The 10,102-nt window shown below is 63.7% G+C and carries 10 protein-coding genes; 4 read left to right on the forward strand and 6 right to left on the reverse strand.

Annotation, left to right across the window (positions count from 1 at the left end):
* Positions 1–110: 110 nt before the first annotated feature.
* Complete coding sequence (locus PMI42_RS24865; protein ID WP_008139203.1) at positions 111–1,349, reverse strand: MFS transporter; 1,239 nt, start codon at positions 1,347–1,349, stop codon at positions 111–113.
* Between the two features lie 171 nt (positions 1,350–1,520).
* Between PMI42_RS24865 and PMI42_RS24870 the strand changes: the two genes are divergently transcribed.
* Positions 1,521–2,771, forward strand: a complete 1,251-nt coding sequence (locus tag PMI42_RS24870; RefSeq protein WP_008139204.1) for a NupC/NupG family nucleoside CNT transporter — start codon at positions 1,521–1,523, stop codon at positions 2,769–2,771.
* Positions 2,772–2,937: 166 nt separating this feature from the next.
* Here PMI42_RS24870 and PMI42_RS24875 read toward each other — a convergent pair whose 3' ends face one another.
* From PMI42_RS24875 to PMI42_RS24885, 3 genes are all read right to left on the reverse strand, one after another.
* Complete coding sequence (locus PMI42_RS24875) at positions 2,938–4,146, reverse strand: rhomboid family intramembrane serine protease (RefSeq protein ID WP_008139205.1); 1,209 nt, start codon at positions 4,144–4,146, stop codon at positions 2,938–2,940.
* A gap of 262 nt (positions 4,147–4,408) precedes the next feature.
* Complete coding sequence (locus PMI42_RS24880; protein WP_008139208.1) at positions 4,409–5,479, reverse strand: threonine aldolase family protein; 1,071 nt, start codon at positions 5,477–5,479, stop codon at positions 4,409–4,411.
* A gap of 126 nt (positions 5,480–5,605) precedes the next feature.
* Positions 5,606–6,538 (reverse strand): amino acid ABC transporter substrate-binding protein, encoded by a 933-nt coding sequence (locus PMI42_RS24885; protein WP_008139209.1) that lies wholly within the window; start codon positions 6,536–6,538, stop codon positions 5,606–5,608.
* A gap of 177 nt (positions 6,539–6,715) precedes the next feature.
* On the opposite strand from PMI42_RS24885, the gene PMI42_RS24890 reads away from it, so the two are divergent.
* A complete protein-coding gene (locus tag PMI42_RS24890) occupies positions 6,716–7,636 on the forward strand; it encodes a LysR substrate-binding domain-containing protein (protein ID WP_081502944.1) in 921 nt (306 codons plus the stop codon).
* A gap of 142 nt (positions 7,637–7,778) precedes the next feature.
* Here the strand turns inward: PMI42_RS24890 and PMI42_RS24895 are convergent, their stop codons facing one another.
* Both PMI42_RS24895 and PMI42_RS24900 read right to left on the reverse strand, forming a co-directional pair.
* Positions 7,779–8,318, reverse strand: a complete 540-nt coding sequence (locus PMI42_RS24895; RefSeq protein WP_008139211.1) for a cupin domain-containing protein — start codon at positions 8,316–8,318, stop codon at positions 7,779–7,781.
* Between the two features lie 159 nt (positions 8,319–8,477).
* On the reverse strand, positions 8,478–8,765 hold the full coding sequence (locus PMI42_RS24900) for an usg protein (RefSeq protein WP_008139212.1): 288 nt from the start codon (positions 8,763–8,765) through the stop codon (positions 8,478–8,480).
* 404 nt (positions 8,766–9,169) lie between these two features.
* Between PMI42_RS24900 and PMI42_RS24905 the strand changes: the two genes are divergently transcribed.
* Both PMI42_RS24905 and PMI42_RS24910 read left to right on the forward strand, forming a co-directional pair.
* The gene (locus PMI42_RS24905; protein WP_008139213.1) at positions 9,170–9,484 is read left to right on the forward strand and encodes a co-chaperone GroES; all 315 of its coding nucleotides are present in this window, start codon (positions 9,170–9,172) and stop codon (positions 9,482–9,484) included.
* Positions 9,485–9,529: 45 nt separating this feature from the next.
* Positions 9,530–10,102: TCP-1/cpn60 chaperonin family protein (locus PMI42_RS24910; protein WP_008139214.1), on the forward strand; the 573-nt coding region annotated here is incomplete at its 3' end.

Below are 10,102 nucleotides of genomic sequence, written 5' to 3' on the forward strand. Positions count from 1 at the left end.
CATCCTTCGAGGCTCCGCTTGCGATGCATTCGCATCACAAGCCTCGCACCTCAGGATGACGGGACTAATTGCTCCCTCCGTCATTGCAATGACGCGGAGAGAGCGGAGGCCTACTCCAGGCTCTCCACTTTGCGCAGGCTCGGGAACAGCTTCATCCAGAGCAGCGCCACTGCAACCGTGCAGACACCGCCTAGCACCGCGGCCGGCATGGCGCCGAGCAGTGCGGCGGCAACTCCGCTCTCGAACTGGCCGAGCTGGTTCGAAGCGTTGATGAAGAGGAAATTCACCGCACCGACGCGGCCGCGCATCTCGTCGGGAGTTGAGAGCTGCACCAGCGAAAAGCGGATCACGACGCTGATCGTGTCGGCGGCGCCGAGAACCGCGAGCGCGAGCACCGACAGCCACATCCAGGACGACAGCGCGAACACGATCGTGGCGATCCCGAACACGATCACGGCCTGGAACATGCGCAGGCCCACATGGCGCGAGATGGCGTGGCGCGCCAGCACCATGGTCATCAGCAGCGCGCCGACCGCGGGCGCGGCCCTGAGCACGCCGAGCCCCATCGGGCCGGTCTGGAGGATGTCGCGGGCATAGATCGGCAGCAGCGCGGTGACGCCGCCGAACAGCACGGCGAACAAATCGAGCGAGATGGTGCCGAGGATCGCGGGATTGCTGCGGATGAAGCGGACGCCGGCAAAGATGTTGTCCGAATCCGTTCCCTCTTTCGCGACCGCCTGCGGTCGTGGCCGGATGAAGCCGGTCAGGATCATCCCGAAAATCCAGAACAGCAGCATCACGGCATAGGCAAGATGCGGCGCAATCGCGTAAGCAAAACCGCCGAGCGCGGGGCCCGTGATGGTCGCGACCTGCCCCGCGCCGCTCGCAACGGCCGTGGCGCGCTGGAGCGAGCCCTGCGGCGCAATCAGCGGCAGCAGCGCGGCGGTAGTCGGACTTTCGAAGGCGCCGGCAATGCCGAGCACGAAGGTCGCGATGAAGATCTGGACCTCGCTGACCGCGCCGAGATAGGTGATCACGCCGAGATAAAGCGCGGTCGCCGCTTCCGCGAGCTGGCAAAGCTGGACCACGCGCTTGCGCTCGAAGCGGTCGGCGGCGTGGCCGGCGACGAACACCAGCAGCGCCGTAGGCAGGAACTGGACGAGGCCGACCATGCCGAGGTCGAAGGCCGAGCCGGTGAGATCGTAGATCTGCCAGCCGATCGCGACCGCCGCGATCTGGCTGGAAAAGCGCGACAGGCTGCGCGAGAGCAGGAAGAACAGGAAGGCACGGTGTGAGAGGAGCGCGCGGGCGCTGACCGGCGGATTCGCTGAAACTGGCTGCTCTGTCATCGCCTCTTGGGTCACGCTTTGACCATTCCTGGACCGTCCGCCTCCTGGATGTCGCCGTGCCCCGCGTGGCTGACGCAGGCCTGCTTGTCAACAGCGGGCGTCTCCGGTGCCCTTCCGGCATTGCGTTTGCAACGCACGCCCGGCCATAATCATTGAGGGTTTGGGGACATCATGCTGCGGCTGCAATCGGCACTCGGCGTTTTCGCATTGCTGTTGATCGCTTTCGCGGTCGCGGAGAATCGGCGCGCCGTCTCGCTGCGGCAGGCCGCGATCGGCCTCGTCGCGACCTTCGTCACCGCGATCGTGCTGTTGAAAGTCCCGGTCGTCGCGCGCGCCTTCGGCGCCATCAACGACGCGGTCGGTGCGATCTCGGCGGCCTCGCGCGCCGGCTCGTCCTTCGTGTTCGGGTATATCGGCGGCGGCACCCCGCCCTTCGACGTGAAGGTGCCCGGCGCCGACTTCATCCTGGCGTTCCAGGCGCTGCCGATCGTGCTGGTCATGAGCGTGCTGACGACGCTGCTGTTCTATTGGCGGGTGCTGCCGCCTGTTGTCCGCGGCATGGCCTGGCTGCTGGAGCGCACGCTCGGCGTCGGCGGCGCGGTGGGGCTCTCCACCGCCGCCAACATCTTTCTCGGCATGGTCGAGGCGCCGCTGTTCGTGCGGCCGTACCTGGCACAGATGTCCCGCAGCGAATTGTTTCTGGTCATGACCGGCGGCATGGCCGGCATCGCCGGCACGGTGCTGGTGCTCTATGCGACGCTGCTTGCTCCCCTCATCCCCGACGCGGCCGCACACTTCGTCATCGCTTCCGTGCTGGGCGCGCCAGCCGCGATCCTCGTCAGCCTGATCATGGTCCCCGAAAGCTCCGACAAGCGCACCGGCGGCGCACTGGAGGACCCGGAGATGGAAGTCTCCGGCACGATGGACGCGATCGTGAAAGGCACCGGCGCCGGGATCGAGCTGCTGATCAACATCGTCGCCATGCTGCTGGTGCTGGTGGCGCTGGTCTATCTCGTCAACGCCATCCTCGGCCTGCTGCCTGATATCGGCGGCGCTGCGATCTCGCTGCAGCGCCTGCTCGGCCTCGTGATGGCGCCGGTGTGCTGGCTGATGGGACTGCCCTGGGATCAGGCGGTGACGGCCGGCAGCCTGATGGGCACCAAGACCGTGCTCAACGAGCTGATCGCCTATGTCGACTTCTCAAAGCTGCCGCCCGGCGCGCTCGATCCGCGCTCGCGCCTGATCATGCTCTACGCGATGTGCGGCTTCGCCAATTTCGCCAGCCTCGGCATCATGATCGGCGGCCTCGGCGTGATGGCGCCGGAGCGGCGCGAGGAGATCAACGCGCTGGGGCTAAAGTCGATCGTGTCGGGCACGCTGACGACGTGTTTGATGGGGGCGGTGGTGGGGGTGTTGAGCTAGCCCCGAGTCCGTAGCCCGGATGGAGCGCAGCGCAATCCGGGAAGGCATCTCCGTCGCAGGCAGCGTCCCGGATTCCGCTTCGCTCCATCCGGGCTACGAAGAAACCCTTCACCGAATGTATCCGCGAAAACAGTTTGGATTGCTGACGGCAGAGAGCGTCTCCGCCTCAACTGCACAATTTCTGCTTCTGCAATATACGACGCACTTCGGCCAGCTTGGCACGGCACGGCTCGGCCGCCATGGCCTTCGCCTCGCTGCTTCGCCCCTGCGCCCACAGCAACACCGCCATCAAGCCCTGGGCCCCGACGCGCGTCGGCCCGCCCGCCACGTCGGAAGCTGCGAGCGACATGGCGGTTCGCGCTTCCGTCTCGGCGGCATTGAGGCTCGCTTTTTCCAGGAAGTAGATCGCACGGAACAGATGAGCCCGCGGGTCTTTGGGATAGCGGGTGACGAGATCGAGAGACCGGCTGGCCATATCGCCGGCATTCGCCGGCGCTTCCGACGCGCGGATATAGTACGCGGCATCGGCCATGTAGGACGAGTAATGAGCGACGGCGAAGCCGGCGCAGACCAGAGATCCGACGAAGCCTGCGAGCAACACCATGCCGGCGCTCCGCGGCAGGCTGTCATAGGACCAGAAGGCGAGCCAGGGCATGATGGCAAGCGCGCCGCCGGCCAGCGCACCGCCGGCGTGGGCGTAATAGTTGACATTGCCGGAGGCGCCAAAGGCCAACGGCAGCAGCGCGGGAACACCGAAGAAGAGCGACGTCTTCAGTCGCGACATGGTTTGATCGGCGTCGGCCTCCGGCTCGAAGCTCGCGACAAACAGCGCGGCGATGAGCCCGGTGATGGCACCGGACGCGCCGACGCCTACCGTGCCGGGGCCATTGCCCAGGAGCGAGCCGGCCTCGCCGGCCACGGCACTGGCAACGAAGATCAGCGAAAACCATCCGCGCCCGATCAGGCTCTCCAGCCTGACGCCGACGATGAACAGCGCAACGCAGTTGCCTATGAGGTGCCAGTTGCTGCCATGAAGAAGCGGCGCAAGGCCGATCCGCCACCACTCGTTCCTTCCGACAACCAGATCGTAGCCGGACGCGCCCTGAGCAATCAGCGAACGGACATCGAGTGAGCCGTCCGGCGCAACGTCGATGGCCAGATTGCGCTGCAGGGCGTAGATCAGGAGCAGACCGAAAATCAGGCCGATGGTGAGGAACGGGATATCGGCCAGAAGCTTGTTGTCGCCAAAGAACGTTCCCTCGGCGGCTAAAGGGCGAGGCGCGACCGGCGCTGCGACGGGTGGAAGCGGCGCGGGTTGAAACGATCTCGGTGAAGGCGCCACGACGCCGCGTCGGCCAAAGGTGTTGGTCGCCATGAAAGCATGTCCTGCATGTTCACAGCCTCGAGTTGACGCGAGAGGTATTTTCGACTGGTTACCGCCCGCATGGCGGGCGGCTGGAACCTTCCGACTAGTAACGGTCCGGTTTCGCGGATCGGGTGGATTTTAGCGATTGCCTGATGCACCGTCGTGATGCCGTAGCCCGGATGGAGCGCAGCGCAATCCGGGAAAGTATCTCCGTCGCAGGCGGCCTCCCGGATTTCGCTTCGCTCCATCCGGGCTACAAGAGGCGGATGCTCTACGCCAGAGCTCCCGCCAAGGTGCGAAATGCGCTGACCGCGCGATCGATATCCGCATCGTCGATGTGGCGATGGGTCACGCAACGCAGGCGATGCTTGCCCCAGGGCCTCGCCCTCAGGCCCGCCTTCTCGAGAGCGGCCGACCACGCAGCGCTGTCCTGCCCGGAGCGAGAGACATCGACCTGCAAGATATTCGTCTGCGGGATTGTCGCGCTGAGTTTTGGATGCATCCCGTTCAACGCATCGCTCAGCGCCCGCGCACGCCGATGGTCCTCGCCCAGGCGCGCACCCATGACCTCGACGGCCTCCAGGCCGGCTGCGGCCAGGACGCCGATCTGGCGCTGCGTGCCGCCCAGCATGCGGCGAAATTTGCGGCTCCGGTCGATCACGGCGCGCGGCCCGGCGAGCACGGCACCGGCCGGCGCACTCAGTCCCTTCGACAGGCACAGGGAGACCGTGTCGCAATGCCTCGCAACCTCGGCCGGCGCCGTTTCAAGGGCGACCGCGGCATTGAAGAGCCGCGCGCCGTCGAGATGCACCGGGATGCCGCGGGCCGCGGCCATGGCGTGCACGGCCTGCATGTGCGCCAGCGGCAGCACGGCGCCGCTCGCATTGTTGTGCGAGGTTTCCATCGCGACCATGGCGGTCCTGAGCTTGAGCCCCTCGCCCTGCATGGCGTCTTCCAGCACATTCAGGTCCATCGCGCCGTCGGTGCCGCCAATGGCGAGGTAGAACTGCCCTGTAAACGTCGCCGCCCCTCGCTCGGAGACGTACATATGGGCATTCGCTTCCAACGCGATCTGTTCACTGCGCTGCGACTGCGCCAGCGTCGCGAGCAGATTGGCCATGGTGCAGCTCGGCACAAACAGGCCGGCGTCCTTGCCCAGCGCTGCGGCTGCGACGGCCTCCAGCTCTCTCGCCGTGGGGTCACCGTCCAGCCCGTCATCGCCGAGCGGCGCCGAAGCCATGCGGGCATACATCGCCTCGGTCGGCCTGGTCACCGTATCGCTGCGAAGGTCGATGGGCGGCAACCCGGCGCTTGCCGGGATCGTCTCGTGTTGATGTGCCATTTGCGGACCCTCTGAAGCGGCTAAAGCGCGATGAGATTTGGACGAAGCGTCATCGCTTTAGGTTGTTGTTACGCATGATCTTTCCGGAAAACCGCTTCGCACTTTTCCGGATCATGCTTTAGCGCTTCATTCGTAGGCTGCGGGATCGCCGGAATCGGTCGGGTTTGCCAGCGCGCGCTTGAGAGCGGCGCTCATCGGAAATTTCAGGTTGAGACCATGCGGCGGGATGGGTGAATTGAAATATTTGTCGTACAGCGCCGCAATCTGTCCGCTCTTCATCATGTCGATCACCGCCTCGTCGACGACCTTCTTGAAAGCAGGATCATCCTTGGGTTCGACGATGCCGTAAGGCGCCGTCTCGAGCCCCTTGCTGCCGATCACGAAGTCATCCGGTGTCCTGGACGTGGCAACGGTGGCGTAGGCGAGACCGTCATCATTGGCGGTGCCGGCCACCCGGCCGGTCGACAGCATCAGGAAGGTCTCGGCAGTGTCCTTGCCCGGCACGACCGTGATACCAAGATTGTTCTTGGCGTTGATCAGCGTAATCACCTTGAAAGTCTGGCCGCCGGCCTGGGCGGCGATCGCCTTGCCGCGAAACGAATTCGGGTCGTTGACATCGACCCCGCCATCCCTCCGCGCGACGAGAACGACCTGCGCAACGAAGGTGGTCGGAGCAAAGGCGACGAGTTTATGGCGCTCGATATTATTGGTCGTGTTGCCGCATTCGAGATCGATGGTGCCGTTGGCGAGCAGCTGAATACGTGTGGCCGAGGTTATGGGAGCATAGCGAATCTCGAGCTTGGGGAGCTTGAGGGCCGTCTTGACCGCCTGCACCACCTGTTCGCAGATTTCCACGCTGTAGCCGATCGGCTTCTGGTTGGCGTCGAGATAGGCGAAGGGCACCGAGGTCTCGGGGTATCCCAATGTGATCGAGCCGTTCTCACGGATCTTGTCCAGCCTGCCCGCACCCTGGGCCACGGCCTCACTGGACAGAAGAACGACAGCGATGCTCGCCTTGGCGAATACCTTGGCGAGTGCCTTGATCGTTGTCGCTTTCATGTCGTCCCTCTCTTGGCGAATCTCTTGACGAATCTATTGGCGAACGTCTCTGACGCCGTCCGCAGCGGGTAAGCAACGACAGGCCACCTCGATGCGAGCGGATTGATGCTCTGGACTATCGTCCAAAAGCCCGATCTGATGAAATTCCAGTTTCATACTCCCCTATACGGATTTGATATGGCCACCAGACGCATGGGATTGAAGCATGTGGAGGCTTTTCGGGCGGTCTTCCTGACCGGCTCGATGACGCAGGCGGCTCAGCGCATGCATACGTCGCAGCCCCAGATCAGCCGCCTGATCGGACAGCTGGAGGCGATCACGCAATTTCCGCTGTTCGACCGCAGTGGCGGCCGCCTCCGCCCGACCGTGGACGGATCGCGCTTTTTCCAGGAGGTCGAGAAGACCTTCATCGGGCTCGCCGGACTGGAGGCGAGCGCAGCCAGCATCCGTTCGTTCGGCATGGGGCGGCTCAGCGTTGCGGCGATGCCGCGCTTGGCCGGCGGCCTGCTGACGCACATCGCGGCGCGCTTCAAAATAGACTATCCGCATGTGATGATCTCGATCCGGTCCGGCACGGCGAGCGCCGTGCACGACTGGGTCAGCTCCGGGCTTTGCGACACCGGGCTCGCCATGCTCTACGGCGAGGTCGCAGGTGTGAATGTCGAGCCGGTGCTCAGGACGCGCTGCGTCGCGATCATGCCGAAGGGGCATCGTCTTGCGCACAAGAAGACGTTACGCCCTGCCGATTTCGCCGACGAGGCGTTCATCTCCTTCGCCACGGGGAGTCCGCTCCACGATCGCATCGATGCGATCTTCGCGCAGGCTGGCATCACACGCCGCATCGTTGCCGAGACCGATCTGGGCGCATCGGTCTGCGCCCTGGTCGCGGCCGGCCTCGGCATCAGCATCATCAACCCGGTTGCCGCACATGACGAAAGCACCGGCGCGGCGCTGATCACGCGCCCCTTCAACCCCGCTGTCCCCGTCACGATCGCGCTGCTCTATCCGCCCTACGCCGCGCGCGGGCGGCTGATCGACGTCTTTGGCGAATATGCGCGCGAGGTCATGAACGAAGAACTGGGTTATCTCGAGCGGTAGTCGGCCGACGGCCGTAGCCCGGATGGAGCGAAGCGCAATCCGGGGCGTCATTGCGAGCGAAGCGAAGAAATCCAGAAATGCTTCCGCGGAAACAATCTGGATTGCTTCGTCGCAACGGCTCCTCGCAATGACGAGGAGAGAGTTACGCCTTCAGCTCCACCGTCCTGAACTCCGCCGGCAAAATCACCTCCAGCAGCTCCACATCATCAGAATAATCCAGGATCATGTGCTTGATCTTCGGCGGCTGGGTCCAGGCGCTGCCTTCTTTCATCAGCGTCTCGCCCTGCCCGTCCATGTAGGTCTTCACCCAGCCCTTGAGCACGTAGACCAACTGGAATTCGACGTCGTGAAAGTGCAGCTTCGACACTTCATGCGGATCGCAGGGGCCTTGCAGGCGGATGACATGCGCTTGCGCCAGGCCGTGCGAAGCTTCGGCGATGCCAAGATCGCGGTACTTCGCGTAGGCGCGCAGGCCGTCGGCTTTGAAGTCTTCCTCGCGGTGATGGCTGATGGCGATGCGCTGCTTGGGACGGGCGGGTTTTTGGGCCGCTGATTTGGCCGGCGTGATGCTCGCCTTCGACTTCACGGCCTTGCGCGCAACGGGTCGCACGGCGACCTTGGCTCCGCTCCGCTTCTTCACCACGACTTGCACTGCGCTGCGCGATTTCACCTTCTTGGCCATGCGCGGCCTCCCATTATTGTTATGGAAGGACGCTAGCACGGAAACAGGTCTCGCAGGGTGGGCAAAGCGGTGCGTGCCCACCTTCCGCTTGCGATCATCGAGAGATGGTGGGCACGGCGCTTGCGCGCCTTTGCCCGCCCTACGAGATCGACGCGCTCCTCAATGCAGCCTGAACACGCCGTCGACGGCGCGGAGCTCGGCGGGCTTGATCAGCTTGGAATGCGCGACGGTCACCGAGTAGAGCGGGCCATCGAGCTTCTCCTGCCAGAACGCCAGGAAGTCCTTGAGCGCCGGAAATTTCGGGAACAGATCGTAGTTCTGCCAGACATAGGTCTGAAGCAGCGAGGGATGATCCGGCATCCGATAGAGGATTTCCGCCGTCGTCAGCCCGTAACCCAGCACCTGTTTCCGGAAGTCGTCGGAAACAACCCCAACCCGCGAGACCATGCCAACCTCCTTTTCAGGAGCGCATATTCAAGGGATGGCCTGCCGGTACGCTGCTGACGAGCCACCCGGAAAACGATGCGCTCACATGAGAGAAATGTGACGCAAACTGACAATCCATCTCAAGCCTAAAAGTTTAACAAGCTGTTGAAATTCAATGCGTTAGCAGCAGACATGACTCCGTGCTAATACGGACCCCTGGGGGCCTCGAAGCGGCCCTCCGAGGGCGGTTAACGATGGTCAAGGAAACTGGCAGACGGCGCTTTCGAGTGCTTATTTTTCTGCTAGAAGCCCTTGCCCCCGCAAATATCCTGGCTTATCTCAGCAGTGCCCACGCTGGCACTCGCTGGCAGGGACTGCTAACAATTCCAAAATCATCAACCCGAGCAATTGCTTAGGAGGACTGCATGAAATTCCGTCCGCTTCACGACCGCGTCGTGGTCAAGCGCATCGACGCAGAAGAGAAGACCGCTGGCGGCATCATCATTCCCGACACTGCCAAGGAAAAGCCCTCGCAGGGCGAAGTCGTCGCCGTCGGCCCCGGTGGCCGCGACGAAGCCGGCAAGCTGATCCCGATCGATCTGAAGGTCGGCGACCGCGTCCTGTTCGGCAAGTGGTCCGGCACCGAGGTCAAGATCGACAATGTCGACCTGCTGATCATGAAGGAAAGCGACATCATGGGCGTCCTCGACGTCCCCGCTTCCAAGAAGAAGGCGGCTTAACAGCCCTTCTCCACCTCCAGTCAAACCCTCAAGGAAAAAATCCACATGGCAGCCAAAGAAGTCAAATTCTCGGTTGAAGCGCGCGACAAGATGCTGCGCGGCGTCGACATCCTCGCCAACGCGGTGAAGGTCACGCTCGGTCCGAAGGGCCGCAACGTCGTGCTCGACAAGTCGTTCGGCGCTCCCCGCATCACCAAGGACGGCGTCACCGTCGCCAAGGAGATCGAGCTCGAGGACAAGTTCGAGAACATGGGCGCGCAGATGGTGCGCGAAGTCGCCTCCAGATCCGCCGACTCAGCTGGCGACGGCACCACCACCGCCACCGTGCTGGCCCAGGCGATCGTGCACGAAGGCTCCAAGGCGGTTGCCGCCGGCATGAACCCGATGGACCTCAAGCGCGGTATCGACCTCGCGGTCGAAGCCGTCGTTGCGCACCTCCAGAAGAATTCCAAAAGGGTCACCTCGAACGAGGAGATCGCCCAGGTCGGCACCATCTCGGCGAACGGCGACCGGGAGATCGGCAAATTCCTGGCCGACGCCATGAAGAAGGTCGGCAACGAGGGCGTCATCACCATCGAGGAAGCCACATCGCTCGAAACCGAGCTCGACGTCGTCGAG

This window comes from Bradyrhizobium sp. YR681 (assembly GCF_000282615.1).
Lineage (GTDB): Bacteria > Pseudomonadota > Alphaproteobacteria > Rhizobiales > Xanthobacteraceae > Bradyrhizobium.

Bases quoted from the DNA above. Each gene is read 5' to 3' on its own strand.
- PMI42_RS24900 (WP_008139212.1), bottom strand. From the start codon at position 8,765: ATGGTCTCGCGGGTTGGGGTTGTTTCCGACGACTTCCGGAAACAGGTG.
- PMI42_RS24895 (WP_008139211.1), bottom strand. From the start codon at position 8,318: ATGGCCAAGAAGGTGAAATCGCGCAGCGCAGTGCAAGTCGTGGTGAAG.
- PMI42_RS24890 (WP_081502944.1), top strand. From the start codon at position 6,716: ATGGCCACCAGACGCATGGGATTGAAGCATGTGGAGGCTTTTCGGGCG.
- PMI42_RS24875 (WP_008139205.1), bottom strand. From the start codon at position 4,146: ATGGCGACCAACACCTTTGGCCGACGCGGCGTCGTGGCGCCTTCACCG.
- PMI42_RS24880 (WP_008139208.1), bottom strand. From the start codon at position 5,479: ATGGCACATCAACACGAGACGATCCCGGCAAGCGCCGGGTTGCCGCCC.
- PMI42_RS24870 (WP_008139204.1), top strand. From the start codon at position 1,521: ATGCTGCGGCTGCAATCGGCACTCGGCGTTTTCGCATTGCTGTTGATC.
- PMI42_RS24885 (WP_008139209.1), bottom strand. From the start codon at position 6,538: ATGAAAGCGACAACGATCAAGGCACTCGCCAAGGTATTCGCCAAGGCG.
- PMI42_RS24865 (WP_008139203.1), bottom strand. From the start codon at position 1,349: ATGACAGAGCAGCCAGTTTCAGCGAATCCGCCGGTCAGCGCCCGCGCG.
- PMI42_RS24905 (WP_008139213.1), top strand. From the start codon at position 9,170: ATGAAATTCCGTCCGCTTCACGACCGCGTCGTGGTCAAGCGCATCGAC.